At 71.6% G+C, this 25744-nt stretch carries 24 protein-coding genes; 9 read left to right on the top strand and 15 right to left on the bottom strand.

Annotated features, from left to right (window positions below):
* Positions 1 to 11: 11 nt before the first annotated feature.
* The gene (locus tag QBL25_RS35725; RefSeq protein ID WP_409061091.1) at positions 12 to 749 is read right to left on the bottom strand and encodes a class I SAM-dependent methyltransferase; all 738 of its coding nucleotides are present in this window, start codon (positions 747 to 749) and stop codon (positions 12 to 14) included.
* Positions 750 to 1183: 434 nt separating this feature from the next.
* On the opposite strand from QBL25_RS35725, the gene QBL25_RS35720 reads away from it, so the two are divergent.
* Positions 1184 to 2329, top strand: a complete 1146-nt coding sequence (locus QBL25_RS35720) for a DMT family transporter (protein ID WP_409061090.1) — start codon at positions 1184 to 1186, stop codon at positions 2327 to 2329.
* 108 nt (positions 2330 to 2437) lie between these two features.
* Here QBL25_RS35720 and QBL25_RS35715 read toward each other — a convergent pair whose 3' ends face one another.
* Both QBL25_RS35715 and QBL25_RS35710 read right to left on the bottom strand, forming a co-directional pair.
* Positions 2438 to 3628 carry a transglycosylase family protein gene (locus QBL25_RS35715; protein ID WP_409061089.1) on the bottom strand — a complete coding sequence of 397 codons (1191 nt, stop codon included), beginning with the start codon at positions 3626 to 3628 and terminating at the stop codon, positions 2438 to 2440.
* Between the two features lie 114 nt (positions 3629 to 3742).
* Complete coding sequence (locus tag QBL25_RS35710; RefSeq protein ID WP_409061088.1) at positions 3743 to 4714, bottom strand: acetylxylan esterase; 972 nt, start codon at positions 4712 to 4714, stop codon at positions 3743 to 3745.
* Between the two features lie 99 nt (positions 4715 to 4813).
* Here QBL25_RS35710 and gndA point away from each other — a divergent pair, with 99 nt between their 5' ends.
* Positions 4814 to 6256: an NADP-dependent phosphogluconate dehydrogenase gene (gene gndA / locus QBL25_RS35705; protein ID WP_409061087.1), complete on the top strand. Its 1443-nt coding sequence runs from the start codon at positions 4814 to 4816 to the stop codon at positions 6254 to 6256.
* Between the two features lie 127 nt (positions 6257 to 6383).
* Here the strand turns inward: gndA and QBL25_RS35700 are convergent, their stop codons facing one another.
* The 6 genes from QBL25_RS35700 to QBL25_RS35675 all read right to left on the bottom strand — a co-directional run bounded on the left by QBL25_RS35700 (position 6384) and on the right by QBL25_RS35675 (position 9511).
* Complete coding sequence (locus QBL25_RS35700) at positions 6384 to 6590, bottom strand: hypothetical protein (protein WP_409061086.1); 207 nt, start codon at positions 6588 to 6590, stop codon at positions 6384 to 6386.
* A gap of 96 nt (positions 6591 to 6686) precedes the next feature.
* Positions 6687 to 7160 carry a nitroreductase family deazaflavin-dependent oxidoreductase gene (locus tag QBL25_RS35695; RefSeq protein WP_409061085.1) on the bottom strand — a complete coding sequence of 158 codons (474 nt, stop codon included), beginning with the start codon at positions 7158 to 7160 and terminating at the stop codon, positions 6687 to 6689.
* A gap of 88 nt (positions 7161 to 7248) precedes the next feature.
* Entirely contained in the window at positions 7249 to 7908 is a 660-nt protein-coding gene (locus QBL25_RS35690; protein WP_409061084.1) for an aspartate/glutamate racemase family protein, read from the bottom strand.
* The gene (locus tag QBL25_RS35685; RefSeq protein ID WP_409061083.1) at positions 7902 to 8249 is read right to left on the bottom strand and encodes a GNAT family N-acetyltransferase; all 348 of its coding nucleotides are present in this window, start codon (positions 8247 to 8249) and stop codon (positions 7902 to 7904) included. The genes QBL25_RS35690 and QBL25_RS35685 overlap by 7 nt, the downstream gene beginning before the upstream one ends.
* Positions 8246 to 8686, bottom strand: a complete 441-nt coding sequence (panD, locus tag QBL25_RS35680; protein WP_409061082.1) for an aspartate 1-decarboxylase — start codon at positions 8684 to 8686, stop codon at positions 8246 to 8248. The genes QBL25_RS35685 and panD overlap by 4 nt, the downstream gene beginning before the upstream one ends.
* Positions 8687 to 8863: 177 nt before the next feature.
* Positions 8864 to 9511 (bottom strand): hydrolase, encoded by a 648-nt coding sequence (locus QBL25_RS35675; RefSeq protein ID WP_409061081.1) that lies wholly within the window; start codon positions 9509 to 9511, stop codon positions 8864 to 8866.
* Positions 9512 to 9806: 295 nt separating this feature from the next.
* On the opposite strand from QBL25_RS35675, the gene QBL25_RS35670 reads away from it, so the two are divergent.
* The gene (locus QBL25_RS35670) at positions 9807 to 10295 is read left to right on the top strand and encodes a carboxymuconolactone decarboxylase family protein (RefSeq protein ID WP_409061080.1); all 489 of its coding nucleotides are present in this window, start codon (positions 9807 to 9809) and stop codon (positions 10293 to 10295) included.
* Positions 10296 to 10334: 39 nt separating this feature from the next.
* Here QBL25_RS35670 and QBL25_RS35665 read toward each other — a convergent pair whose 3' ends face one another.
* Entirely contained in the window at positions 10335 to 10643 is a 309-nt protein-coding gene (locus QBL25_RS35665; RefSeq protein WP_409061079.1) for a GNAT family N-acetyltransferase, read from the bottom strand.
* Between the two features lie 230 nt (positions 10644 to 10873).
* On the opposite strand from QBL25_RS35665, the gene QBL25_RS35660 reads away from it, so the two are divergent.
* Positions 10874 to 11344 (top strand): MarR family winged helix-turn-helix transcriptional regulator, encoded by a 471-nt coding sequence (locus QBL25_RS35660; RefSeq protein ID WP_409061078.1) that lies wholly within the window; start codon positions 10874 to 10876, stop codon positions 11342 to 11344.
* Positions 11345 to 11471: 127 nt separating this feature from the next.
* Positions 11472 to 12770 carry a glutaminase gene (locus QBL25_RS35655; RefSeq protein ID WP_409061077.1) on the top strand — a complete coding sequence of 433 codons (1299 nt, stop codon included), beginning with the start codon at positions 11472 to 11474 and terminating at the stop codon, positions 12768 to 12770.
* Positions 12771 to 12975: 205 nt separating this feature from the next.
* On the opposite strand, the gene QBL25_RS35650 is transcribed toward QBL25_RS35655, so the two are convergent.
* On the bottom strand, positions 12976 to 14856 hold the full coding sequence (locus tag QBL25_RS35650) for an ABC transporter ATP-binding protein (RefSeq protein ID WP_409061076.1): 1881 nt from the start codon (positions 14854 to 14856) through the stop codon (positions 12976 to 12978).
* Positions 14857 to 15036: 180 nt separating this feature from the next.
* On the opposite strand from QBL25_RS35650, the gene QBL25_RS35645 reads away from it, so the two are divergent.
* Positions 15037 to 17340, top strand: coding sequence for a glycoside hydrolase family 3 N-terminal domain-containing protein (locus QBL25_RS35645; RefSeq protein ID WP_409061075.1), 2304 nt, complete (start codon positions 15037 to 15039; stop codon positions 17338 to 17340).
* A gap of 122 nt (positions 17341 to 17462) precedes the next feature.
* Here QBL25_RS35645 and QBL25_RS35640 read toward each other — a convergent pair whose 3' ends face one another.
* Positions 17463 to 18320 (bottom strand): GNAT family N-acetyltransferase, encoded by an 858-nt coding sequence (locus QBL25_RS35640; RefSeq protein WP_409061074.1) that lies wholly within the window; start codon positions 18318 to 18320, stop codon positions 17463 to 17465.
* 283 nt (positions 18321 to 18603) lie between these two features.
* Here QBL25_RS35640 and QBL25_RS35635 point away from each other — a divergent pair, with 283 nt between their 5' ends.
* Positions 18604 to 20139: an AMP-binding protein gene (locus QBL25_RS35635; RefSeq protein WP_409061073.1), complete on the top strand. Its 1536-nt coding sequence runs from the start codon at positions 18604 to 18606 to the stop codon at positions 20137 to 20139.
* Positions 20140 to 20211: 72 nt separating this feature from the next.
* Here QBL25_RS35635 and QBL25_RS35630 read toward each other — a convergent pair whose 3' ends face one another.
* Positions 20212 to 20541 (bottom strand): Zn-ribbon domain-containing OB-fold protein, encoded by a 330-nt coding sequence (locus QBL25_RS35630; protein WP_409062897.1) that lies wholly within the window; start codon positions 20539 to 20541, stop codon positions 20212 to 20214.
* A 167-nt stretch (positions 20542 to 20708) separates the two neighbouring features.
* Positions 20709 to 21416 (bottom strand): TetR family transcriptional regulator, encoded by a 708-nt coding sequence (locus tag QBL25_RS35625; RefSeq protein ID WP_409061072.1) that lies wholly within the window; start codon positions 21414 to 21416, stop codon positions 20709 to 20711.
* 108 nt (positions 21417 to 21524) lie between these two features.
* Between QBL25_RS35625 and QBL25_RS35620 the strand changes: the two genes are divergently transcribed.
* Positions 21525 to 22310, top strand: coding sequence for an electron transfer flavoprotein subunit beta/FixA family protein (locus QBL25_RS35620; RefSeq protein ID WP_409061071.1), 786 nt, complete (start codon positions 21525 to 21527; stop codon positions 22308 to 22310).
* Between the two features lie 41 nt (positions 22311 to 22351).
* The gene (locus QBL25_RS35615) at positions 22352 to 23314 is read left to right on the top strand and encodes an electron transfer flavoprotein subunit alpha/FixB family protein (RefSeq protein ID WP_409061070.1); all 963 of its coding nucleotides are present in this window, start codon (positions 22352 to 22354) and stop codon (positions 23312 to 23314) included.
* A 124-nt stretch (positions 23315 to 23438) separates the two neighbouring features.
* Here QBL25_RS35615 and QBL25_RS35610 read toward each other — a convergent pair whose 3' ends face one another.
* Positions 23439 to 25520: a BTAD domain-containing putative transcriptional regulator gene (locus QBL25_RS35610; RefSeq protein ID WP_409061069.1), complete on the bottom strand. Its 2082-nt coding sequence runs from the start codon at positions 25518 to 25520 to the stop codon at positions 23439 to 23441.
* Positions 25521 to 25744 lie beyond the last annotated feature (224 nt).

Genomic DNA, 25744 nt, shown 5'->3' with positions numbered 1-25744 from the left:
GACAGCAGAGCCTAGGCGTCCCGGCGGAACAGGGCCGTCCACAAGAAGGGCTCACCGAAGTACGCGGAGTCGTCCGGTTCGTCGCGCATGCGCCGCAGTTCGACCTCCGTGAGGTCGGCGAAGATCCAGCGCAGGGACTCCGGCGTGTACGCGAGCCCGCCCTGGAGGCCGGACGCGCGGTAGAAGTCCGCGTCGGGCAGCTCGGAGCCGGAGCCCGCGTCCCCGGCGGCGAAGCTGGTGAGGGCGAGATGGCCGCCCGGGGCGAGCACGCGGTCGAGCAGGGCGAGGTAGCTGACGCGGCGGTGGGGCGGCAGGTGGTGGAAGCAGCCCGAGTCATGGATCAGGTCGTACGGGCCGCCCAGTTCGTCCTGAGTGAGCGCGAAGGCGTCACCGCGGTGGAAGCGGATGTCCGCCCCGGCTTCCCGGGCCCGCTCCCCGGCCCAGGCGAGGGCCTGCGGCGACAGGTCGACGGCATCCACCCGGAACCCCCGGGCGGCCAGGTACAGGGAGTTGCGGCCGGGCCCGCAGCCCAGATCGAGGGCGCGGCCCGGCGTGAGCAGCCCCCGCTCGACGTACGAGGCGAGGTTCTCGTCCGGCTTGGCCACGAAGAACGGCACCGGCCGGGAGCGGTCGGTGTAGAAGCCGTCCCACCAGCCCGCCGCGTCGGCGCTCCAGCGGTCGGCCTCCGGTGCGAACAGGCCGTCCATGAGCTTCAGGACGTCCTCTACCGTGCGTACGTTCCGGTGCATCCGCACCCCTCTCCACGAATTTCCGCGAGAGGCAAGAATACGATCGCATCCGGCAAAATCCCAGGTCAGAAGTTATGTACGGGAGTCCGCGAGGCGTCGCTGGAGGGGGCGGGAGCCGGGCAGGAGGGCCTCGCCCCGCAGGAGGCGCACGGGAGCTTCCACGGCACGTTCAGGGCCCCGCACGGGGGTGTTTCCGGAGTATCCGTCCGCAAGAATTTTCGAGATTCTGGATGATCCACCGAACCGCTGCGTAACCCACCCGGGGGAGGACATCTCCCCGGTCGTACTCCATCGGCAGTAGGACCCAATGCCTGCTGAGGTACGACGACGTGGAGCGAAATCCGCGAGATCGTAGAGGGTATGGAAGCCGACCGTTCGCCGTGCCGGACGCCCCGGGCCCACCACAGGGCGCACCGCAAGCCGTGGAGCACCTCATGAGTGCCCTCACGCTGGCCGTGCTGCTCTCCCTCGTCTCGGCCGTCGCCTACGCGGGCGGGGCCATCTTGCAGGAGCGCGTCGCCGTGAGCACGCCGGAGCGGCGGTACGCCCCGCTGCGCCGCGGCGCCTGGTGGGTCGCCATCGCCCTGAACGGCCTCGGCGCGCTGCTGCACGTCGTGGCCCTCGCGTACGGGCCGCTGAGCCTGGTGCAGCCGCTCGGCGCCCTGACCATCGTCTTCGCCCTGCCGATGGCCGCTCTCTTCGTGCGCCGCAAGGCGGGGGCCACCGCGTGGCGCGGGGCCATCATGGCGACCGTGGGTCTGGCCGGACTGCTCTCGCTGACGCAGTCGGCCGACGCGCAGTCCCTGGACGACGCCGAGCGGGTCATGGTGGCGCTGGCGACGGGCGGCGCCGTGGTGGCGCTGATCGTCGTGGCGCACGCGGTGCACCGTCACCCGGTGGTGCGCAGCGTGCTGCTGGCGAGCGCCGCGGGCGTCGCCTTCGGCATCGCCTCGGTGTTCACCAAGACGGTGGCGGTCGACCTGGACACGGGCGTGTCCCTGACCCGGCAGGTGCCGAGCCTCGCCGTGATCGCCGTCCTGGCCGGCGCCGGCGTCCTGATCTCGCAGGCGTCCTACCGGGGCGCGGGCCTCGCGGCGCCGCTGTCGACGGTGACCGTCATCAACCCGGTCGTCGCCGCCGCGGTGGGCCTCACCCTCTTCGGTGAATCGTTCCGCTACGGCACGGCGGGCACGATCGTCGCTCTCGGCTTCGGGGTCGTCGCGGCGGGCGGTCTGATCCTGCTGACCACGGAGCGCATCGGCGCGGCCCAGGGCGCGAAGTCCCCGACGGTGCCGGTGGCCAAGGGCGGCCCCGCGGCGCCCGAGGCGCGGCCCGCTCCCCGGCTGCGTCCCGCTCCCCAGCCACGTCCCGCTGCCGAGGCGCGGCCCGCTGCCGCGCTGCCGGACGCCCCCGAGGTCCCGGACACGGAGGCCGCGGCCACGCCCCGGGTGCCGGACACTCCGGAGGGCCTGGCCCTCCCACCACGGGAGAGCGAGCTGCCTGCCCTGCCGTCCCAGCCCCTGACCGGGCCGCACCGCCGGGTGCCCTCACGCCACGGGTGCGAGCGCATCGGCTCCTGAGACCGCCTGAGACCCGCTGAGACCGCTTGAGACCGGCGACGCAGGACTCGGCGGAAGAGATCCAAGGCCTCCGGGGCATCGCCCCGGGGGCCTTTCCCGTCGCTCGTCTCAGATCCGCACGCCCCGGGCCCGCAGATACGCGAGCGGGTCGACGTCCGAGCCGAAGCCGGGCCCCGTCCGGATCTCGAAGTGCAGATGCGGGCCCGTGCTGTTGCCCGTGGAGCCCGAGCGCGCGATGCGCTGCCCCGGGGCCACCTTCTGCCCGGCCTTCACGGTGAGCGCCGAGAGATGGCCGTACTGGGAGTACTTGCCGTCGGCGTGCCGGATCACCACTTCGTAGCCGTACGAGCCGCCCCAGCCGGACGACACGACCGTGCCCCCGGCGACGGCCTTCACCGAGGTGCCGGTGGCCACGGGGAAGTCGACGCCCGTGTGATAGCCCTTCGACCAGGAGCCGCCCGCGGCGCGGTAGGGGGTGCTCGGCGAGGCGGCCACCGGCGCGGAGTAGCCCGGCGCGGCCTGGGCGGGCTTCGCCTGCTGCGGCTGGGCCTTGGGCTTCGGGGCCGCCTTGTGCTCGGCCCGCTGCTTCGGCTTGGGTGCGGCCTTCGGCTCGGCCCGCTGCTGGGGCGCGGCCCTCTTCTGCGAGGCCTGCAACGCCAGCCGCTGGCCCGGCGTGATCAGGTCGGGGTCGTCGCCGATCGTCGTGCGGTTGGTGTCGTACAGCTGCCGCCAGCCGCCGCCGACCCGGCGCTCGTCGGCGATCTGGGAGAGCGTGTCGCCCCGGACGACCGTGTACATCTGGCCCCGGCCCGCGGCGGACTGCGGGGTCACCTCCGGCTTGACGTCCTTGGCCTGGCGCTGGGGGGCCTTCGGCGCGGCCTTCTTGGGCGCGCTCGCCGTCGTGACGTCGGGCGCGTCGCCGCCCCGCGTCAGGCCCGCCCGCTCCGAGCAGACCGGCCAGGCCCGCGGGCCCTGCGCCTTGAGCACCTTCTCGGCGACGGCTATCTGCTGGCCCTTGGTGGCGCGGTCGGCCCGCGGGGCGTAGGCCGTGCCGCCGTACGCCTCCCAGGTGGACTGCTTGAACTGGAGGCCGCCGTAGAAGCCGTTGCCGGTGTTGATGCTCCAGTTGCTGGTCGACTCGCACGCCGCGACCTTGTTCCAGGTGTCGACGTCGGCCGCCTCCGCCGTGCCCGTGCCCATCAGCGGCAGCGCCATTCCGGCACCGCCCGCCGTGACGGTCAGCGACGCTCGGTTGATCCGGTTCGGCTGGTACCGGCGGTGCCGACCGCGTACGGCCATGAGAGCTCCCTCAGTCACACACACTCAGTCACGTCGGACACACGACAAGGCGGCAAGTTAGCCGGTCCGACCGAACCGTGACAAGGGCGCGCGACCGAAGGAGCGCACCACCGGTCAGCCCTTCAAGTGCTCCGGGAGCCACTGGAGTTGGACCCGTTGCTGGTAGGGGCCACCGCCCTCGTGATCGTTGAAGGCGTACACCTCCATGGAACGTTCCGCTCCCGCGTAGGCGTTGTGGGCGGCGAACACGGTGGACGGCGGGCACGTCATGTCCTCGAGGGCGGCCGAGAAGAGCGCCGGCGCGGTCCCGCGCGCCGCGAAGTGCACGCCGTCGAAGTACGAGAGCGTCCGGAAGACGCGCTCCTCGACGCCGCGCCGCGCCTTCATGTAGAGCGCGATCTCCCGGTAGGGCGGCCGGTCGGTGAGGGTCGTGGCCCGCGGGAAGTCGCACAGGAACGGCACGTCGGCCGCGATCGCCGCCAGGTCGGGGACCAGTCCGCCGACGGCGAGCGTGATCCCGCCGCCCTGGCTGCCGCCGACCGCGGCGACCCGCGAGGCGTCGACCAGCGGATGCGTACGCGCCGCTTCCACGGCGCGTACGCCGTCGGTGAAGACACGCCGGTAGTAGTACGCGTGCGGGTCCTCGATGCCGCGCGTCATGTAGCCGGGGTACGCGGGCGCGCTGCCCACCGGGTCGGGGGTGTCGCCCGCCGAACCGCCGCTGCCCTGGCCCCGGGTGTCCATCACGAAGTGCGCGAAGCCCGCGGCCGACCACAGCAGGCGCTCGTGCGGCAGACCGCGGCCACCGCCGTACCCGATGTACTCCACGACGGTGGGCAGCGGCTCGGTCGTCCCGGCGGGCACGATCAGCCACCCTCGCACGGGGTGGCCGCCGAAGCCCGCGAACGTCACGTCGAAGACGTCGACGGTGCTCAGGTGCGACGCGACGGGGACGAAGCGGGCGTCCAGGTCGTGCTCGCGTGCGGCCGAAAGGGTCTTCTCCCAGAACGCGTCGAAGTCCTCGGGTTCGGTCATGTCCGGCCGGTAGCGGCGCAGTTCGTCGAGCGGCATGTCGAAATGGGGCACGGGCGGCTCCTTCGTCGGACACAGTGTCGGAATGTCACGCTACGCCGCGGGGCAATACTGGCGGACACCACCGGCACTTCCATTCCCAGGAGTCACGGCATGAGCAGCACGTCAGCCCAGATCGGAGTCACGGGCCTCGCGGTCATGGGGCGCAACTTGGCCCGCAACTTCGCACGCAACGGCTACACCGTCGCCCTGCACAACCGCACGGCGGCCAAGACGCGGGCACTGGTCGAGGAGTTCGGCCACGAGGGCGAGTTCATCGCCACCGAGACCGCCGAGGAGTTCGTGGCGGCGCTGGAGCGTCCGCGCCGCCTCGTCGTCATGGTGAAGGCGGGCGAGCCCACCGACGCCGTCATCCGGGAGTTCGCCCCGCTCCTGGAGCCGGGCGACATGATCGTCGACGGCGGCAACGCGCACTTCGCGGACACCCGGCGCCGCGAGCGCGAACTGCGCGAGCAGGACATCCACTTCGTCGGCACGGGCGTCTCCGGCGGTGAGGAGGGGGCGCTGCTCGGCCCCAGCATCATGCCGGGCGGCTCGAAGGAGTCGTACGCCTCGCTCGGCCCGATGCTGGAGAAGATCTCGGCGAAGGCCGAGGACGGATCGCCGTGCGTCACGCACGTCGGCCCGGACGGCGCGGGACACTTCGTGAAGATGGTGCACAACGGCATCGAGTACGCCGACATGCAGCTGATCGCGGAGGCGTACCAACTGCTTCGCGACGTGGCCGGCTACTCCCCCGCGCAGATCGCGGACATCTTCCGCACCTGGAACACCGGCCGGCTGGATTCCTACCTGATCGAGATCACGGCGGAGGTCCTCAAGCACGTGGACTCCGCGACGGGCAAGCCGTTCGTGGACGTGGTCGAGGACCGGGCCGAGCAGAAGGGGACCGGCCGCTGGACCGTGCAGATCGCCCTCGACCTGGGCGTCCCGGTGTCGGGCATCGCCGAGGCGGTGTTCGCCCGGTCCCTGTCGGGCCACTCCGAACTGCGGGCGGCGTCGGCGGACTTGGCGGGGCCCGCAGCGCGTGCGCTGGACGAGGCCGAGGCGGCGGCCTTCGCCGACCAGGTCGAGCAGGCGCTGTACGCGTCGAAGATCGTGTCGTACACGCAGGGCTTCCACGAGATCGCCGCGGGCAGCGAGGAGTACGGCTGGGACATCGACCTGGGCGCGGTCGCCGCCATCTGGCGGGGCGGCTGCATCATCCGCGCCGCCTTCCTGGACCGCATCCGCGCCGCGTACGACGCCCGCGCGGATCTGCCGAGCCTGCTCTCGGACAAGACGTTCGCGCAGGAGATCGGTGCGGCCCAGGACGACTGGCGCGCGGTCCTGGTGGCGGCCACCAGGCAGGGTGTCCCCACACCGGGCTTCTCGGCGGCCCTGGCCTACTACGACGCGCTGCGCGCGGACCGGCTGCCGGCCGCGCTCACGCAGGGGCAGCGGGACTACTTCGGGGCGCACACCTATCGGCGTACGGACCGCGAGGGGTCGTTCCACACCCTGTGGGGCGGGGACCGCTCGGAAGTCCAGGCCTAGCAGGCGGGCACGTCAGCCGGGCGCGGCAGCCGGGTCCGGAACCGGACCCGGCGTCGGGCCGCCGTCCGCACTCAGGGCCGTGAGACCCGTCCGAGTCGTCTGAGCCGCGTCTGAGCCGCCTGAGCCGTCAGAGCGGCTTGGGCTCGGTCTCGGGCTCCGGGCCGGGCGGCGGGAGCGGGGTGGGCGGCGGGTCAGGCGTGGGCCGCGGCACGGGACTCGGACCGGGGCCGGGACCGGGCACCGGCGTGGGACGCTCGGGCTCGGGCACCGGATTCGGCCCGCCGGGGTCCGGGATCGGGCTGGGCGGCACCGGGTCGGGATACGGGACGGTCATGTTCTCCTCCATCGGGTCGGAGACCGGTCGTGTCCACTCTCTCCCGCCTCGCGTGCCCACGCCTGCCGAGTCCACGCGTCCTCGCGCGGTGCGACCTCAGTCCCGCGTACGGCTCAGGCGCACGACGGGGATGTCGCGATCCGTCTTGGCCTGGTAGTCCGCGTAGGGGGCGAACAGCTCGACGAGGCCGGGCCAGACCCTGGCCTTGTCCTCGGCCGACAGGGTCTCGGCGCGGGCGGCGAACCGCTCCTCGGTGCCCACGCGCAGCCGTACGCCGGGCTCGTCGACGAGGTTGCGATACCACAGAGGGTCCTCGTCGGCGCCGCCGTTCGAGGCCACGACCAGGTAGTCCTCACCGTCCCGGCCGTAGATCAGCACGGTGCGGCGCCACTGCCCGGTGCGCCGTCCGCGGTAGTCGAGCAGCAGGCAGGGGACGCCCTGGACCCGGGCGCCCTTCGTGCCGCCGGACTCCTCGTAGACGCGGGCCTGCTTGGCCACCCACCCGGTGGGGCTGATGACGACCTCTTCGGGCTGCTCACCGTGGTGCTGCTCTTCGTCGTGCTGCGCCATGTCCGCTCCTGTGCGGTCGAAGGGATGCACGTGCACGGGAGCCGAGTGAACACGCGGCCACCCGGTTCACCCAACTCCCACACGCACCCTACGACTTGACGCCGACACCGCAGCGCTCGACGGCCGCGCTCAGCCCAAGGCGCGGGCTGGCGACGACCGGGACGGGCAGGGTGACACGGTCCGCCGCATCCGCCATGGACGCCTGGGCGAGGACGACGGAGTCGACGCCGTCCAGGGCGTCGACGGCCTCCGCGATCAGACGTACGTGGCCGTCCGCGTCCCCGGCTTCGAACCGCTCCCAGGCGCCGTCCACCAGCACCGTCGTGACGTCGACGGGCCGCCCGGCGCGGGCGGCCTCCTCCTCGACGAGGGCCCGGGTGGGCCCCAGCGTGCTCTCCAGGGTGGCGACGACGGCCACGGCTCGCCCCGCGGCCACGGCGGCGGCCGCCATGGGCCGGTCGACCCGCACGACGGGCACGCCGACGGCGGCGGCACGGTCCTCGGCGACCGCGCCGATCGTCGAGCAGGTGCAGAGCACGGCGCTCGCCCCCTCGGCGACCGCCCGCTCCAGCAGCTCCTGGATGCCGTCGGCCACCGCGTCCGGGCCCTCCGCGCGGGCCCGCGCGAGCAGGTCCGCGTGGACGAGGTGCCGCAGGGCGAGCCCCGGATGGTCCTGGTCCCGCAGCGCCTCGAAGACGGGGACGTGCACGGGCGAGGTGTGCAGCAGGGCGAGCGTCGGCGTCACCATGCGGACGGGTCCGCCTTCACCTTCTGCAGGGCGGCGGCGACCAGCTCTCCCGAGGGCACGGGCGCCTCGTCGGGATGCCGCTCGGCCCACTTCACCACGTACGGACACAGGGGCGCGACGGCGACGCCTTCCCGCGCCGCGATCGCGTACAGCTCCCGGGCCAGCGAGCCCGCGATGCCCTCGCCCTCGTGCGCGGGCACGACCTCGGTGTGCACCGGCACCAGGGCAGGCTCGGGGGCGTCCAGCGTGAAGTAGACGATCTGGCCGACGACTTCACCGTCGGCACGCGCTTCGAGGACGCCGCGTGCCCGGTCGTCGCGGATCTCGATCCCACTGCTCATCGGCTCTCCTGGAGGTGATGCGCGGCCTGCGGGCTGCGCCCCATGTCACCGGCTCCCGGCACCGGCGCGGACGCGTCGTCGCCGAGGGCCACGATGCGGTTGTCCGCGCCCTCGACATGCACGACCTTGGGCCGCAGGGCGCGGGCCTCGGCGTCGTCGACCTGCGCATAGCTGATGATGATCACCTTATCGCCGGGGTGCACGAGGTGCGCGGCCGCGCCGTTGATGCCGATGACACCGCTGCCGCGCTCCCCCTCGATGGTGTACGTCTCCAGACGGGCGCCGTTGGTGATGTCGACGATGTGCACGAGCTCACCGGGCAGCAGATCGGCGGCATCGAGGAGATCGGCGTCGATGGTCACGGACCCGACGTAGTGCAGATCGGCCTGGGTGACGGTGGCACGGTGAATCTTGGACTTGAACATGGTGCGCAGCATGATCGACTCCCAAAAGACGGCTCCCTGCTAGCTTTTTGCAGGTCAGGGGCTTTCTGCACTGTACCTCGGCAGGTCTTCGGCGTTGAAGGCTTTCCGTGGTGTCGCGCGCCACGATGCGGGCGCCCGCTCCGACCCGATACGGACGGGCGCCTGCCCCCGCGCCATGTCAGCCGTCGGTCAGGCGCGCTCGGTGGCGAGCAGTTGCGTCTCCCAGCCGAAGGCGACGCCGGTGGCGCCCCCGTGCTGGAGCAGCACCTCGCTCAAGGGCGCGATGGTCTTCTCCCGCGCCCAGTCACGCTGCCATTCGCTCACCACGGCCATCCAGGTGATCGGCACGACTCCCGCCTGGACCATGCGGCGTACGGCCATGTCGTGCGATTCCTGCGAGGCGCCGCCCGAGGCGTCGGTGACGACGAAGACCTCGAAGCCCTCGCCCGCCGCCTGTATCGCCGGCATCGCGACACAGACCTCCGTCCAGAGCCCCGCGATGATCAGCTTCTTGCGGCCGGTCGCCTTGACGGCGTCGACGACGCGCTCGTCCTCCCAGGTGTTGATGAGCGTGCGGTTGATCGGCTTCTGCTCCGGAAACACATCCTGTAGCCCCTTGATGAGGTAGCCGCCGCGCTCCTCCAGCACGGTCGTCAGGATGGTCGGCACGTCGAACACCTTGGCGGCCTTGGCCAGGGCGACGGCATTGTTCACGATCATCGTGGGTTCGTGGCTGTTCAGGTTGGCGAACTGGAACGGCTGGTGGTCGATCAGGACGACGACGCTCTCCTCGGGCGTCAGCAGTGCCTGTAATCCGGTCTTCGTCTCGTTGCTCATGGGATCCCTCTCCGGGTCTTCGTGTCCCTGCTCGACACAGTGGTTGACGCGTCACCTACATTAGCATCGAGAGTTGACACGTCAACCAGATGCAGCCAGGGCCGCGCGCATCAACACCCTTAGCGGAGTGCGCAGTTGAGCGTCCGCGCCCTGCGTCGAGGGGTCGACCGTCGCCGGGAACACCTCCCACGTTATTTAGTTGTCTCGTCAACTAGGATGGCGTCAGGCAGGCCACCGGCCACAGCACCCGTACGAACCCAGGCCACTTTGCGCGTGGCCCGAAGGAGGCTCCGCCGTGAGCGACCGCACCCCCGGCTCCCCGCCCCGCAGGATCTTCATCGACAAACAGAGCCCCAAGGCCTTCCAGGCTCTGTTGCAGACCTCGGAAGCGGTGCGAGCGGCGGCCTCCGAGGCCGGTCTCGATCGCACCACCGTGGAGCTGATCAACCTGCGCGTGTCACAGCTCAACGCCTGCGCCTACTGCCTCGACCTGCACACCAGAGCGGCCCTGCGGGCCGGTGAATCACCGCAGAGGCTCGGAACCCTGAACGCGTGGCGGGACACCGCCCTGTTCACTCCCCCGGAGCGCGCCGCCCTGGCGTTGGCCGAGGCCACGACCGATCCGGCGAACGCGGCGATCCAGGCATCGGCCTACGAGGCCGCCCGGGAGGTCCTCTCCGAGGACCAGATATCGGCGGCGATCTGGGTGGCGGTCACCATCAACGCCTTCAACCGCGTATCGGTCATGAGCAAGCACCCCGTACCGCCGCTCGACCACAAGTAGAGGCGGCCCGGACGCGCCGGTGCCGCCGCGTCCGGTTCCTCAGTCACTGACCTTGCTGCGGGACTGGTACAGCAGGTCCTGGTAATCGGAGTGCCGGCTGATCCAGCCAGCGAAGAAGGGGCAGGTGGCCAGCACCCGCAGGTTCGCGGCGCGCGCCTCGTCGAGGGCCGTGCGGACCAGCGCGGACCCGACTCCCTTGCCCTCGTACTCCGTCCCGACCTCGGTGTGCACGAACGCGACGAGCTCCGGCGTACGGATGTACTCCGCGACGCCCGCCACCTTGGACTCTCCGTCGACACGGGCCTCGTAGCGCTTCGCCTCGGGCACGTGCGTGACTTCGACCGTCATGCGTCCTCCTTGGGGGTCTGATCCCGCTCGACCCGGCCGCATCTCCTGGGCCGGAACAGCAGCCTAACCCTGTCAGGTTGACGCATCAACTTAACCGTCGACGGCCCGACTCCACGCTCACCCCTGGCACGACGGACGCGACGGACGCGACGGACACGGCCTCCCCGAGGGGCATATCAGCGCCCACCGCAAGTGGGTGAGCTGTCAACAATTTCGTTAGACTGCCCGTCATGGACGACGCACCGCCGCGCTGGCTCGATCCGGAAGAGAAAGCCGCCTGGGACAGCTTCATCCGCATGCAGGAGAAACTCATCGGGCGACTGGCCCGCCGCGTCCAGGCCGATTCCGGAATGTCCGCCGCGGACTACATCGTGCTCGTCAGCCTCACCGAAAGAGGCGAGGGGCGGATGCGGTTCCTGGATCTGGCCAAACTCGTGGAGTGGGAAAAGAGCCGGATGTCTCATCAGGTCACGCGCATGGCGAAACGCGGACTCGTCGTCCGGGAAGAATGCCCCGACGACGGTCGCGGAGCATTCATCGTCGCCACCCCGGCCGGTCACCGGGCGATCGAAGAGGCCGCACCGCAGCACGTCGAGCACGTGCGCCGCCTGTTCATCGACGCCTTGACCCCGCATCAGCTCGCCACGCTCGGCCGGCTCAGCCAGCGCGTCCTGGACCACATGGAGCGACAGCCGGACTGACCGGTTGATCCGTCCGTTTCGGGCCCCCAGGAGGGCAGGCCCGCCCCGCACCGCCGCGCCCCCGCCACGACGACAGCGTTAAGCGGGCATCGTGACAGCCACGAGGCGATGACACATGGAGAGAAGAATGCGGCCCATCATTCCGGACTACATGACCGAGGCACTCGAAAAGGTGCGGCCGGACACGTCCGGGGAGCGGGCGGGATACATCCCCGAGCTCGCGACCGCGGACCCCGAGCGCCTCGGTGCGGCCTTTGCCATGCTGGACGGAAAGGTGTACGGCGCCGGTGACATCGACACGGAGTTCACGATCCAGTCGATCTCCAAGCCGTTCGCCTACGCCCTGGCACTGACCGATCGCGGATTCGACTCCGTGCTCGCCAAGGTCGGTGTCGAGCCCTCCGGAGAGGCGTTCAACGAGATATCGCTCGAAAGCACCACCGGACGCCCCCTTAATCCCATGATCAACGCCGGCGCGATCACCGTCCATTCCCTGGCCGGAGCCCAGGACCTGGATCCGGCGGGACGTGTGGAGCGGGTGCTCCACGGCCTTTCGGCGTTCGCCGGTCGCCGGCTGCGGATCGATGAGTCGGTGTACGCGTCGGAGATCGAGCACGCACACCGCAATCTCGCCATCGCGCACATGCTGCGCAGCCACGACATCCTCACCGGGGACGCGAAAACCGTCGTGGACGGCTACACCCGCCAGTGCTCCGTGCTCGTCACCACGCGAGACCTGGCCATGATGGCCGCGACGCTCGCCAACCGCGGGGTGAATCCCCTGTCGGGCGAGCAGGTGGTGCCCGAAACGGTGGTGCGTCAGGTGCTGAGCGTCATGTTCAGCTGCGGAATGTACGACGCCGCCGGCGACTGGGCGACCCAGGTGGGTATTCCGGCGAAGAGCGGGGTGGCCGGGGGTCTGATCGGTGCGCTTCCCGGGCAGATCGGGATCGCCACGTTCTCGCCCCGACTGGACCCTCACGGGAACAGCGTGCGCGGGGTGTCATTGTTCGAGCGGTTCTCTTCGGACATGGGTCTGCATGTGATGGAGGTTCCCGCCGCCGCGCTCGCGGTCGTGCGGTCCAACCATGTCGTGGGCAGCGGACCGAACGCGCTCCGGGTTCTGGAACTGCAAGGCGGCATCGGCTTCGCCGGAGCCGAGAGGGTCGTCAAGGAGGCCGTGGACAACGAGCCTTCGGAAGTCAGGGTGGCTCTGGACCTGACACGGGTCTCCTCCGTCGACGACGTGGCGCGGCGCATGCTGCTGGAGGTCGCGCGCCGGCTGACGCTGGGTGGTCACGACGTCTTTCTCGTCGACCCAGAATCGGTCGTCCCGGATCCCGAACCCGGCGACGGCGGCCGCGTCACCGTCGTGGACACAGTGGATCAAGCCGCGAACCCGACGCGGAGTGGCTCGGCCCGGTAGTTCAGCAGTCACGACTGAGGGGCGAGACGCGGACGGACGGACGTGCCGAGCGCGCCTCGCAACAAGTGCCGCGCCGACCGGAGTTCTCCGGTCGGCGCGGCGCTTCTCGTAGGCCCGGCGCTTCTTGACGGCCCGGCGCTTCTTGTCGTCCCGGCGCTGTGCGTCGGACCGGCCCCTCTCCTCGGCCCGGTACCGACCGCGGGCGCTACGCCACCACCTCCACCGGCTTGTTCGCGAACTGCGTGCGGTACAGCTCCGCGTACCGGCCTCCGAGTGCGAGCAGTTCCTCGTGCGTGCCGCGCTCCACGATCCGCCCGGCCTCGACGACGAGGATCTGGTCGGCGGAGCGCACCGTCGAGAGCCGGTGCGCGATGACGATCGCGGTGCGTCCCTCCAGCGCCTCGGCGAGGGCTTCCTGGACCGCCGCCTCCGAGGTGTTGTCCAGGTGCGCCGTCGCCTCGTCGAGGATGACCACCCGCTGCTGGGCCAGGAGCAGCCGGGCGATCGTCATGCGCTGGCGCTCACCGCCGGACAGGCGGTAGCCGCGCTCGCCGACCACGGTGTCCAGGCCGTCGGGCAGGGAGCGTACGAGGTCTTCGAGGCGGGCCCTGCGCAGGACGTCCCAGAGGTCGTCCTCGGTGGCCTCGGGGCGGGCGAGCAGCAGGTTGGCGCGGACCGACTCGTGGAAGAGGTGGCCGTCCTGGGTGACCATGCCGAGGGTGCGGCGCATGGACGCGGCGGAGAGGTCACGGACGTCGACCCCGCCGATGCGCACGGCCCCGCCGTCCGTGTCGTACAGCCGGGGAAGCAGTTGCGCGATGGTCGACTTGCCCGCTCCGGACGAGCCGACGAGTGCCACGGTCTGGCCCGGCTCGGCGCGGAAGGACAGGCCGTGCAGGACCTCTTCGCCGCCCCGCGTGTCGAGCGACGCGACCTCTTCCAGGGAGGCCAGGGAGACCTTGTCGGCGGACGGGTAGCCGAAGCGGACGTCGTCGAACTCCACCGCCACCGGGCCCGAGGGGACCTCGCGTGCGTCCGGCTTCTCGTCGATCAGCGGCTTCAGGTCGAGGACCTCGAAGACCCGCTCGAAGCTGACGAGCGCGCTCATGACCTCGACCCGCGCTCCCGCCAGGGCGGTCAGCGGGGCGTAGAGCCGGGTCAGGAGCAGGGCGAGGGAGACGATCGCGCCGGCTTCCAGGGTGCCGTTCAGGGCGAAGTAGCCGCCGAGGCCGTAGACGAGGGCCAGGGCGAGGGCCGAGACCAGGGTGAGCGCGGTGATGAACGTGGACTGCGCCATGGCCGTGCGGACGCCGATGTCCCGCACCCGCCGGGCCCGTGCCGCGAACTCCTCCGACTCGGCGCCGGGGCGGCCGAAGAGCTTGATGAGCGTGGCGCCCGGGGCGGAGAAGCGCTCGGTCATGCGGGTGCCCATCGCCGCGTTGTGGTGGGCGGCCTCCCGCTGGAGCTTGGCCATCCGGGAGCCCATGCGGCGTGCGGGGATGATGAAGACCGGCAGCAGGACGAGCGCGAGAAGCGTGATCTGCCAGGAGAGTTTCAGCATCACGGCCAGGGTCAGGAGCAGTGTGACCACGTTGCCGACGACGCCGGAGAGCGTGTTGCTGAACGCGCGCTGGGCGCCGATCACGTCGTTGTTGAGGCGGCTGACGAGCGCGCCCGTGCGGGTCCGGGTGAAGAAGGCGACGGGCATGCGCTGTACGTGGTCGAAGACGGCCGTCCGCAGGTCGAGGATGAGCCCCTCCCCCAGGTTCGCCGACAGCCAGCGGCCCAGCAGTCCGAAGCCGGCTTCGGCGACGGCGATGGCGGCGATGAGCAGGGCGTACCGGACGACGAGCGAGGACTCGCCGTCCTTGACGATCACGTCCACGACGCTGCCGGCGAGAACGGGGGTCGCCACGGCGAGCAGCGCGGTGACGATGCTCAGGAGGACGAAGAGGACGATGCGGCGCTTGTGCGGGCGGGCGAAGGTCCCGATGCGGCGCAGGGTGGCGCGGGCGAAGGGACGGCGGTCCTGCTCGGCGTGCATCACGCTCTGCAGCTGGGTCCAGGCTGTCGTTTCCATGCTCATGAGAAGAAGGTAGAACCTCAAGTTTCCTTGAGGTCAAGTGTCGGGCGTGCGGCACCCGAACGAGACCCCCGCGCGTCCCGGCCGCATCCCTTGACCCGCATGTAACAGGCACATACTTTCGCTTCAACTCTTGTGGCCATCACAGAGGTTGTCGACTTCCTGACGCGAGAAGGCGAACACATGCGAGAGCTACGAAGGCGTACTCTGCTGTCCGCGATCGGCGGCACCGCCGTCGCGGGCGGCGGGTTCACCGCCGCGGGTACAGGTCTCGCCCAGGCGGCGCCCCACCGCCCGAGCCCGCGCGACCGGACGCCGAGCCCTCACGATCCGAAGATCAAGAAGCTGCTCGCCCGGATGACCGCCGAAGAGAAGCTGGGGCAGTTGCAGCAGCTCCCCTGGGCCGTCAGCACCGGCCCCGGCGGCAGCGAGACGAAGGACGTCGAGGACGCGGCGCGCGCCGGACGCCTCGGTTCGGTCCTGAACATCTTCGGCGCCAAGAACAGCAACGCCCTGCAACGCATCGCGGTGGAGGAGTCCCGGCTCGGCATTCCGCTGCTGTTCGGTCTCGACGTCATCCATGGCCTGTGGACCACGTTCCCCATCCCCCTCGCCCAGGCGTCGAGCTTCGACCCGGAAGTCACCCGGCGGGACGCCGAGGTGTCGGCGAAGGAGTCCCGCTCGAACGGCGTGCACTGGACGTTCTCGCCGATGATGGACGTCACGCACGAGCCGCGCTGGGGCAGGATCGCCGAGGGCTGCGGCGAGGACCCGTATCTCACGACGGCGTTCGCGGTGGCCAAGGTGGAGGGCTACCAGGGCGAGAAGGGCGCGGGCCTGGACGCCAAGGACCGCATCGCCGCCTGCGCCAAGCACTTCGTGGCGTACGGCGGGGCCGAGGGCGGCCGGGACTACAACACGGTCGACGTGTCGGAGTCGCGCCTGCGCAACCACTACCTGCCCCCGTTCAAGGCCGCGTCGGAGGCTGGCGTGGCCACGGTGATGGCCTCCTTCAACACCGTCAGCGGCGTCCCGGCCCACGGCAACGCCCACACGCTGACCGGCATCCTGTCCAAGGAGTGGGGCTTCGACGGCTTCGTCGTCAGCGACTGGAACGGCGTCGACGAACTCGTCGCGCACGGCTTCGCCGAGGACGGCGCCGACGCGGCCCGCCTCGCCCTGAACGCCGGCGTCGACATGGAGATGGCCAGCACCGACCTGGCCCGGCACGGCAAGAAGCTCCTGCGCGACGGCAGGATCAGCACCGGGCGCCTGGACGAAGCGGTGTCACGGATCCTGCGCCTGAAGTTCGCCCTCGGCCTCTTCGAGCATCCGTACGTCGACGAGGGCGACGCCATCGACAAGCCGTCCCCCGAGGCCCGCAAGGCCGCCCGGGAGACCGCTGCCCGCTCGATGGTGCTCCTGAAGAACGACGGCAAGGCGCTCCCGCTCAAGAAGTCGGCCGGATCGATCGCGGTCGTGGGCCCGTTCGGCGACTCCGACGACCTGCTGGGCACGTGGACCTTCCCCGGCGCCGCCAAGAAGTTCCCCTCGGGCAAGGTCCTCGCCGCCGTGCGGGGCGCCGCGCCACGGGCGAAGGTGACGTACGCGAAGGGCGTCGACGCCGAGGGCACGGACACCGGCGGCATCCCTGCCGCGGTCGCCGCGGCCGAGAAGGCGGACGTCACCGTCGTCGTGGTCGGCGAGCCCCCGGCGATGAGCGGCGAGGCCGCCGCGCGCAGCGACATCGGTCTGCCGGGCGGGCAGGAGAAGCTGATCAAGGCGATCGCCGGGACGGGCAAGCCGTTCGTGGTGGTCCTGGTCAACGGTCGCCCGCTGACCGTCGGCGACTGGCTGCCGTCGGCGCCCGCCGTCCTGGAGGCCTGGCACCCGGGCCTCGAAGCGGGCAACGCGATCGCCGACGTGCTGTTCGGCGAGGTCAATCCGGGCGGCAAGCTGCCCGTCTCGTTCCCGCGCACGGTCGGCCAGATCCCCGTCCACTACAACCACGAGTCGACGGGCCGCCCGTACGCCCCGGACAACAAGTACACGTCCAAGTACCTCGACCTGCCGCCTGACCCGCAGTTCGCCTTCGGCCACGGGCTCTCGTACACCTCCTTCGAGATGGGCGAGCCGAAGCTGAGCCGCGCACGCGTCCCGGCGCGGGCCCTGCGCGAGGGCGACACCCTGGAGGTCTCGGTCAGCGTCCGCAACACGGGCGCCCGCACCGGCGACGAGGTCGTCCAGCTGTACGTCCACGACATCGCGGCCGGCATCACGCAGCCCGTGCGCAAGCTGCGCGGGTTCCGCAGGGTGACGCTGAAGCCGGGCGCCTCACGGACCGTCCGCTTCCGGCTCGGCGCCGACGACCTCGGCTTCTGGACGAACGCGCAGGACGGCGAGTTCCGCGTCGAGGAAGGCGCGGTGGACCTCTACGTCGGCAACAGCTCCGAGGCGAAGGCGAAGAAGAGGCTCACCATCACCTAGCGATCGCGCGGGAGGGCGGCACGGCGGGAGTACGGCAGGGCAGAGGGGCGGGAGTACGGCAGGGCGGCAGGGCGGCAGGGCGGGCGGATCCGGTGGCGGGCCCGCCCTGCGGTCACCTGCGGTCAGCCCAGTTCGAGCGTCGTCACGCCGAAGACCCGCTCCTCGGCCAGCTCCCGCACCGGCCCGGTGTACATCCGCGCGGTCGGGAACGTGGGCTTCATGCCGCGTGCCTCGGCCAGCGCGACGGCGTGCGGCTGGGTCTCGGGCACGTCGATGATCACGGGGGTGCCGTCCGTCTCGGCGGTCAGCGCGTCGAAGATCTCCTCCGCGTCGGCGCGCGTGTCGGCGAACAGGGGCCCGACGCGCAGGGCGCCCTGGGCCGGCCTGAGCACGCCGTAGCCGGTGATGTGGCCGTCGACGATCCGGGCGAGGGCGCGATGCCCCGGAGTGGTCAGCCAGGACTCCAGGAAGCGCGGGCGGTCGGCGGGATAGCACGCGGCGTCGTACGCGGTGATCGCCCGCAGGCCCGCCGCCTCGACCGGCAGGACCCGGGAGGGGCGGGGGCCGCCGGACGGCACGGGGCCCACGTACCGGAGGGTGCGGTGGGCGAGTTCGAAGCCCGAGCGGCGGTAGTTCGCCTGCTGGTCGACCACGCCGTCGAGGCCGACGGTCCGCTTGCCCGCGTGGGCGAGGGCGGTCCGCCAGGTGGCGATGCCGTGGCCTTGGCCGCGCAGGTCGGGACGGACGAGGTAGAAGCCGAGGAAGGCGTACAACTCGTCGTAGTTCACGACCGAGATGGCGGAGACCGGCTCGCCCCCGATACGGCCGACGAAGAATCCCTCGGGGTCCTGCGCGAAGAACGACGGGGTGTCCCGCAGCCCCGGATTCCAGCCCTCGTCCGCCGCCCACCCGACGACGACCTGCCAGTCGTCGGGCGTCGCCCGCGAGATGGTGAGCCGCCCAGGGGCCGAATCTGTCATCGCTGCACCCTTCGTACGCCGGAGGGGACCGTCCCGCGCCCCGGTGAGGAGCCGCCCCCACGTCGGAGAGGGGCCGCCCCGGTGCGGTCACGTTCGTCGCCGCACCGGATCCATCCTTCCCGGCTCCTCGCCCCGATACCCGAGTCAAGAGCGCCGCTTTCCGGGGCCGGACCCGCGCCGGCCCGGGCGCACCGGCCGCCGCGAACCTGACGGGGCGGTGTCCGGTTTCCCGTGGGCCGTGGTCGGATAGGCGGCGTACATCGACTGAGCTTCGGGAGGCAGGATGTTCGTCCCGTTCGGGGCCCTTGATTTTCTGGACCGCGCCACGGCCGTGTACGGGGACCGGGTCGGCATCGTCGACGAGCCCGATCAGCCGGCCGAACCCTGGGAAGGGCTCACCTACCGGCGGGTGGGCGAGCTGGCGCGGGCCCAGGCCGCCGGTCTCGACGCACTCGGGGTGCCACACGGCGCACGGGTCGCGGTGGTCTCGCCCAACAGCGCACGGCTGCTGACGTCCTTCTTCGGCGTCAGCGGCCACGGCCGGGTGCTCGTGCCGGTCAACTTCCGCCTCTCGGCCGAAGAGGTGGGTTACATCGTCGGGCAGTCGGGCGCGAGCGTCCTGCTGGTCGACCCGGAGCTGGAGGACCGCCTCTCGGGCGTGACCTGCAAGCACCGCTACACCCTCGGGGCGAACGCCGACGCCGAGCTGTACCGGTTCGACACCGAGCCCGCGCCCTGGGAGCACGACGAGAACGCCACCGCCACCATCAACTTCACCAGCGGAACGACCGCGCGCCCCAAGGGCGTTCAGATCACGCACCGCAACATCTGGGTCAACGCCCTGACGTTCGCGCTGCACGCCGGGGTCAGCGACCGGGACGTCTATCTGCACACCCTGCCGATGTTCCACGCGAACGGCTGGGGCATGCCGTTCGCGATGGCCGGCATGGGCGCGCGCCAGGTCGTGCTGCGCAAGGTCGACGGCGCGGAGATCCTGCGCCGGGTGGCCGAGCACGGGGTCACGGTGATGTGTGCGGCGCCCGCCGTGGTCAACGCGATCCTGGCCGCCGCGCGGACGTGGGAGGGGGAGATCCCGGGGCGGGACCGGGTGCGCATCATCGTCGCGGGTGCCCCGCCGCCCACCAAGACGGTCGAGCAGGTCGAGTCCGAGCTCGGCTGGGAGTTCATCCAGATCTACGGGCTCACCGAGACCTCGCCGCTGCTCACCATCAACCGCGCCCGCTCCGAGTGGGACGACCTCACCCCGCAGCGGCGCGCGGAGAAACTGGTCCAGGCCGGCGCCCCCGCGCTGGGCGTGACGCTGCGTACGTCCGAGGAGGGCGAGGTGCTCGCCCGCTCGAACGTGATCCTGGAGGGGTACTGGGAGCAGCCCGAGGAGTCGGCGAAGGCGCTGGAGGGCGGCTGGTTCCACACGGGTGACGGCGGGTCGATCGGCGCGGACGGCCATCTGACGATCAGTGACCGCAAGAAGGACGTCATCATCACCGGCGGCGAGAACGTGTCCTCGATCGAGGTGGAGGACGTGCTGTTCAGCCATCCCGCGGTCGCCGAGGTCGCGGTCATCGGGGTGCCGGACGAGAAGTGGGGCGAGACCATCAAGGCCCTGGTCGTCCTCGCCCCGGGCGCGCGGGCCACGGAGGAGGAGCTCATCCGGCACTGCAAGGAGCACCTCGCCGGCTTCAAGGCGCCGACATCGGTGGAGTTCCGCGCGGAACTGGCCCGCACGGCCACCGGGAAACTCCAGAAGTACAAGCTGCGCGGGCCCTATTGGGAGGGACACGAGCGCGGCGTCAACTGACCGGCAGCGCCACACGGGCGCCACTGGGGATCAGAAGCGCTTGGGGATCAAAAGCGCTGGGCAGCAGAAGCGCTACCAGTCGGTGCTCGTGTGCGGCTCGCAGAGCTCGAAGACGGCCTCCCCGGTCTCCGGATCGGATCCGGCCACGGGCCGCACGCGCGCACCGACCCAGACGAGATGGGGCGAGGCGCCCACGACACGGCAGCGGAACACGAACCCTTCGGGGAAACGGACGAGGGATTCGTTGCGCGCGGTGCCGGTGTAGCGGTTGACCACGCTGGACTGGACGACGACGCCTTCGCCGTCGCTCTGCTCGGCCACCAGATCGCTGGACGCGCACACCGGACACAGCATGCGCCGGAAGGACGCGGTGCCGCACCACCGGCAGCGCTGGTAGATCATGCCGGTTCGCTCGTGCTCTGTCGGCGCGATGCTCAATTCCTGCTGGGACACGTCTCGACCCCCTGCAATCGACCTGCACTCGGCTCGGATGCGCCGCGCTCGGCGTCGACGCATCCGCACCATATGGCACTGAGTGCCAGTAGGTAAAGGTACTGAGTGCTACTCGCTCATTCCTGGCCGAGCGCCGACTCGACGCGCTGCACCACGCGCCACATGGGGGCGCGCTTGGAGACCACCATGACGACGACCTCGTCGTCGGCGTCCGGGCCCGCTTCCCCGCCCGCGGCGCCGCTTCCCCAGCCGTCCCGGACGAGCCCGAGCGCGTGGTCCACCGCGGCCTCGGGGTCGCCGTCGCCGCCCGAGCGCAGCCAGGAACGCAGGGCGTTGTTGTGCGCGGCGACCACGGAGGCGGCGATCACCTCGGCGCGCAGGGACCCGTCCTCGGCGTCGGCGTACCGGCCGCGGAGATAGCCCGCCATGGTGCGTTCGTAGCGGCGCACCACGGACAGCTCGTACGTACGGAGGCCGGGGACCTCCTGGGTCAGGCGGTAGCGCTGCACGGAGAACTCGGGGTTCGCGGCGTACATGCTCAGCACGATCCGGGCCGCGTCGCACACGGCGCCCACGGGGTCACCGCCGTCGGCCGCGTCGAGGAACGCCGTCATGTCGGCCAGGCAGCTCTCGTGGTCGGGGAAGACCGCGTCCTCTTTGGACGGGAAGTACCGGAAGAAGGAGCGGCGCCCGACCCCGGCCCGCGCCACGATGTCGTCCACCGTGGTCTGCTCGAAGCCGCGCTCCATGAACAGCTGGAACGCCGCCTTGGCGAGCACCTCCCGCATGGGGGCCTTCTTCGCTGGTCCGCGCGCCTCAGTCATGCGGGGAACGTAGCATCGCGACCACCGTTCTGGCACTACGTACCTTTACAGGGGGTACTGAGTGCCATACCGTCGTCGTAACGAACCACACCAGGTAGGAGAGCCGGCGTGAGCTTGAGGATCGTTGTCACCGTGAAGTACGTGCCTGACGCCACCGGCGACCGGCACTTCGCCGATGACCTGACCGTTGACCGCGATGACGTCGATGGCCTGCTGTCGGAGCTGGACGAGTATGCGGTCGAGCAGGCGTTGCAGATCGCGGACGAGGCGGATGACGCGGAGATCACCGTGTTGACGGTGGGTCCGGAGGATGCCAAGGACGCGTTGCGCAAGGCGTTGTCGATGGGTGCGGACAAGGCGATCCATGTCGAGGACGACGATCTGCACGGCACGGACGCGCTGGGCACGTCGCTGGTGTTGGCCAAGGCCGTGGAGAAGGCCGGCTATGACCTGGTGATCTCGGGGATGGCCTCGACGGACGGCACGATGGGTGTGGTGCCGGCGCTGCTGGCCGAGCGTCTGGGGGTGCCGCAGGTGACGCTGCTGTCCGAGGTGGCGGTCGCCGACGGGAAGGTCACGGGCCGCCGGGACGGGGATGCGGCCTCGGAGCAGCTGGAGGCCGGGCTGCCGGCGGTGGTGTCGGTGACCGACCAGTCGGGTGAGGCGCGCTATCCCTCGTTCAAGGGGATCATGGCGGCCAAGAAGAAGCCGGTGGAGTCCTGGGACCTGTCGGATCTGGGGCTGGAGGCCGAGGAGGTGGGCCTTGCGGGTGCCTGGACGCAGGTCGAGTCGGCCACCGAGCGTCCCGCGCGGAGCGCGGGCACGATCGTCAAGGACGAGGGCGAGGGCGGCAAGCAGCTGGCCGAGTTCCTCGCGGGCCAGAAGTTCATCTAGTCCCCCCGATTCGCTGACACCTCACGGAAACAGGAAGTCCCATGGCTGAAGTTCTGGTCTACGTCGATCACGTGGACGGTGCCGTCCGCAAGCCCACCCTGGAGCTGCTGACGCTGGCCCGCCGGATCGGTGAGCCGGTCGCGCTGGCGCTGGGCAACGGCGCCGGTGAGACCGCCGCCGCGCTGGCCGAGCACGGCGCGGTCAAGGTCCTCACCAGCGAGGCCGCCGAGTTCGCCGACTATCTGGTGGTCCCCAAGGTGGACGCGTTGCAGGCCGCCTACGAGGCGGTGTCCCCGGCCGCGGTGCTGGTGCCCTCCTCGGCGGAGGGCAAGGAGATCGCCGCGCGCCTCGCGGTGCGCATCTCCTCGGGTCTGATCACCGACGCGGTGGACCTGGAGGCCTCCGGGGAGGGCGTGGTGGCCACCCAGTCGGCGTTCGCCGCCTCCTACACCACCAAGTCGCGGGTCTCCAAGGGCACCCCGGTCATCACCGTCAAGCCCAACAGCGCCGCGGTCGAGGCCGCTCCGGCCGCCGGCACCGTGGAAGCGCTGGCCGTGTCGTTCTCGGCGCAGGCCACCGGCACCAAGGTCACCGCACGCACCCCGCGGGAGTCGAGTGGGCGTCCGGAGCTGACCGAGGCCGCGATCGTGGTCTCCGGCGGGCGCGGGGTCAACGGCGCGGACAACTTCCACCTCATCGAGTCCCTCGCCGACTCGCTGGGCGCGGCCGTGGGCGCCTCGCGTGCCGCGGTGGACGCCGGCTGGTACCCGCACTCCAACCAGGTCGGCCAGACCGGCAAGTCCGTCTCGCCGCAGCTGTACATCGCCTCGGGCATCTCCGGTGCCATCCAGCACCGGGCGGGCATGCAGACCTCCAAGACCATCGTGGCGATCAACAAGGACGCCGAAGCCCCCATCTTCGACCTGGTCGACTACGGCGTGGTCGGCGACCTCTTCGACGTCGTCCCCGCCCTGACCGAAGAGGTCAACACCCGCAAGGGCTGACACGAGGGGCAACCCCCTGACTCCCTTCGGCAGAACGAGACCCTCACCCCGCATCGGACGGGGCGAGGGTCTCGTCGCTGTGTGGGACGGCCCTTGGCCGGGCCGCTTGCCCGTGCTCGTCCACTCACCTGGGGCGTCGGAGCGCCGTGCTCAGGTCGTCGAGGTGCCGCGCTACCGGGCCCAGGGTGAGCAGGCCGCTGCCCGCTCCCGCCAACTCCCCTGCCGCTGGTGCCAGTTCGGCGTGGGCGCGTTCCATCGTCTCGCGGTCGTCCACGGCGATCGCCGCCCGGCCCGCCAGACACCACAGTGCTTCGAGCAGCAAGTCGCGGGGCGGGTCCGGGAGCAGGCGCAGCGCCTCGGCCGCCTCGGCGCGGCGGTCCCGTGCCAGCAGCACGAGGGGGCGGGCCCAGGGTTCGTAGGGCCCATAGTCCGTCGCCTCGTCCGGCGTTCGCCCGAGGAGCTCGCTCCGGGGCCGCGCCCTCCGTACGCCGGTCGGGGCGGGGTGGGCGTGGCGCAGGCACAGGAGGGCCAGGGGCAGCAGGCCGCGCTCCAGGCCGGGCATGCCCGCACCCTCCAGCCGTGCCGCGGCCTCCCCGTAAGCCGCCTCGGCCGCCGGGGTCTCGCCGGTCGCCGCGAGCCGCAGCGCCGCGTACCACTGGGTGAACACGCCCACCAGGGGCAGTTCATGACGGTCCGCCAGGAGTTCGGCCGCCGTCGCGTGGCCGTCGGCGCCCGGGAAGTCCGCGAGGGCGCTGCGGGCCTGGAGGCGGATGAGGTGGCCGAGGACTTCGTAGGTGGTGAGCCCGTGCCGGGCGGACAGGGCGACGAGTTCGGCGCCGATCGCGTCCCGGTGCGCGGCCAGGCCGGCGCGGTCGAAGGCCTGCATGAACCGCCCGTTCAGGGCGAACGCGAGGAGGCCGGGGTCCTCGATCCGGCGGGCGATCTCCTCGGCCTGCCGGGCGGCCTGCGGCCCGCGGGCCGATCCGGTGCCGCGTGACTCCAGGGCGACCGTGGCGAGCAGGCGGGCCCGTGCCGCCGGGTGCGCGTCGGGGCGGAGCGCGGCAAGGGTGCGTTCGGCCGCCCCGACGACCCGCGCGGCTTGGGCCGGGTCGTCGACGCGGGTCCAGATCGCCGGGACGTCGTACGCGCCGATCACGCGGGCGGTGAGGTCCGCGTCGCCCAGTTCCTCGGCCGCCTCGACGGCCGCGAGGCGGTGCTCGCGGGCCGCTTCGAGTCCGCTGCCGCCCGTCACCGCCAGGTTGCGCAGCAGGCCGACGGTCGAATCGAGGCGGGCGCGGGCGCCGGACGCCACGGTCCGGTCGTAGGCGGTGGTGGCCCGGGCCCACACCCGTTCCGCCGCGTCACCGGCCCGGGGCGGCGCGGCCGGTGCGGGGTCGAGGTGACGGGCCTGGCCGAGGATGTCGGCCTCCAGGCGGCGCAGCCCCGGGCCGGGGTCCACGCCCAGCTGCTCGACCAGGAGGGCGCGGGCCCGGCGCAGGACCGCGAGCGCGTCGCCCTGGCGGCCGGTGCGGTAGAGCGCGAGGGCGAGCAGACGCCAGGCGTCCTCGCGCCAGGGGTGTTCGGCCACGTGCGCGTCGAGGTCCGGCACCGCGTCGGCGGCGCGTCCCAGGTCGAGGCGTGCCTCGGCCCGGCGTTCGACGGCGTGCAGGCGCAGCTCGCCCAGGCGGGAGCGCTCGGCGCGGGCCCAGGCCTCCTCGGTGAACTCGGCGTAGGCGGGGCCCCGCCACCATCCGAGTGCCTCGTCGAGTCGGCCGAGGGCCTCCTGCGGGGGCAGGGTCACCGCGTCGGTCACCGCCTGTTCGAAGCGCCAGGCGTCCACCGTGCCGGGGGCGGCGCGCAGGGCGTATCCCGGGCCCTCGGTGACGAGCAGCCGGGCGGGCGTGCGGGGCGGGCGCTCCGGCTCCAGGGCGCGGCGCAGGGCGGCCACGAAGGTGCGTACCGCTCCGACCGCGTCTCCGGGCGGGTCCCCCCACAGGTCGTCGACCAGGCGGGCGACCGGGACGACGCGACGGCGGGCGACGATCAGCCGGGCGAGGACCGCGCGGTGCCGGGGCCCCTTCAGGGCGACCGGATCCCCCGTGGCGTCGGTCCCGTTCCGGTCGGCCCCGTTCGGGTCCTCCGTCCCGTTCCGGGCGACTCCGTTCCAGGCGGCCACCGGCCCGAGCACACCGAACTCGACCTGCACGCCCGACCACCCTTTCCGCCCGCTTACCGAGGCATCGCCCCTGGTCACGGTAGCGCGCTCGGAGCGCGCTCATCGGATGCTCATCGGCGCCCGGGAGGCTCGTAAGCACCTGTTCGGCACTCCCCCGACCCGAACCCCCGACCACCCCGAGCACGCGACCACTCCGAACACCCGATCACCCCCGAACACCTCACCACCCCGAACACCCGATCACCACGAAAGGC

The sequence above is a fragment of the Streptomyces sp. SYP-A7185 genome (assembly GCF_046103685.1).
Taxonomy (GTDB): Bacteria; Actinomycetota; Actinomycetes; order Streptomycetales; family Streptomycetaceae; genus Streptomyces.
Note: the sequence above shows the minus strand (reverse complement) of the source record. Positions and strands in the feature narration are given on the sequence as shown.

Coding starts and splice junctions, on each gene's coding strand:
- QBL25_RS35725 (WP_409061091.1), bottom strand. CDS start 749: ATGCACCGGAACGTACGCACGGTAGAGGACGTCCTGAAGCTCATGGAC.
- QBL25_RS35720 (WP_409061090.1), top strand. CDS start 1,184: ATGAGTGCCCTCACGCTGGCCGTGCTGCTCTCCCTCGTCTCGGCCGTC.
- QBL25_RS35715 (WP_409061089.1), bottom strand. CDS start 3,628: ATGGCCGTACGCGGTCGGCACCGCCGGTACCAGCCGAACCGGATCAAC.
- gndA (WP_409061087.1), top strand. CDS start 4,814: ATGAGCAGCACGTCAGCCCAGATCGGAGTCACGGGCCTCGCGGTCATG.
- QBL25_RS35700 (WP_409061086.1), bottom strand. CDS start 6,590: ATGACCGTCCCGTATCCCGACCCGGTGCCGCCCAGCCCGATCCCGGAC.
- QBL25_RS35695 (WP_409061085.1), bottom strand. CDS start 7,160: ATGGCGCAGCACGACGAAGAGCAGCACCACGGTGAGCAGCCCGAAGAG.
- QBL25_RS35690 (WP_409061084.1), bottom strand. CDS start 7,908: ATGGTGACGCCGACGCTCGCCCTGCTGCACACCTCGCCCGTGCACGTC.
- QBL25_RS35685 (WP_409061083.1), bottom strand. CDS start 8,249: ATGAGCAGTGGGATCGAGATCCGCGACGACCGGGCACGCGGCGTCCTC.
- panD (WP_409061082.1), bottom strand. CDS start 8,686: ATGCTGCGCACCATGTTCAAGTCCAAGATTCACCGTGCCACCGTCACC.
- QBL25_RS35675 (WP_409061081.1), bottom strand. CDS start 9,511: ATGAGCAACGAGACGAAGACCGGATTACAGGCACTGCTGACGCCCGAG.
- QBL25_RS35665 (WP_409061079.1), bottom strand. CDS start 10,643: ATGACGGTCGAAGTCACGCACGTGCCCGAGGCGAAGCGCTACGAGGCC.
- QBL25_RS35660 (WP_409061078.1), top strand. CDS start 10,874: ATGGACGACGCACCGCCGCGCTGGCTCGATCCGGAAGAGAAAGCCGCC.
- QBL25_RS35655 (WP_409061077.1), top strand. CDS start 11,472: ATGCGGCCCATCATTCCGGACTACATGACCGAGGCACTCGAAAAGGTG.
- QBL25_RS35650 (WP_409061076.1), bottom strand. CDS start 14,856: ATGAGCATGGAAACGACAGCCTGGACCCAGCTGCAGAGCGTGATGCAC.
- QBL25_RS35645 (WP_409061075.1), top strand. CDS start 15,037: ATGCGAGAGCTACGAAGGCGTACTCTGCTGTCCGCGATCGGCGGCACC.
- QBL25_RS35640 (WP_409061074.1), bottom strand. CDS start 18,320: ATGACAGATTCGGCCCCTGGGCGGCTCACCATCTCGCGGGCGACGCCC.
- QBL25_RS35635 (WP_409061073.1), top strand. CDS start 18,604: ATGTTCGTCCCGTTCGGGGCCCTTGATTTTCTGGACCGCGCCACGGCC.
- QBL25_RS35630 (WP_409062897.1), bottom strand. CDS start 20,541: ATGATCTACCAGCGCTGCCGGTGGTGCGGCACCGCGTCCTTCCGGCGC.
- QBL25_RS35625 (WP_409061072.1), bottom strand. CDS start 21,416: ATGACTGAGGCGCGCGGACCAGCGAAGAAGGCCCCCATGCGGGAGGTG.
- QBL25_RS35615 (WP_409061070.1), top strand. CDS start 22,352: ATGGCTGAAGTTCTGGTCTACGTCGATCACGTGGACGGTGCCGTCCGC.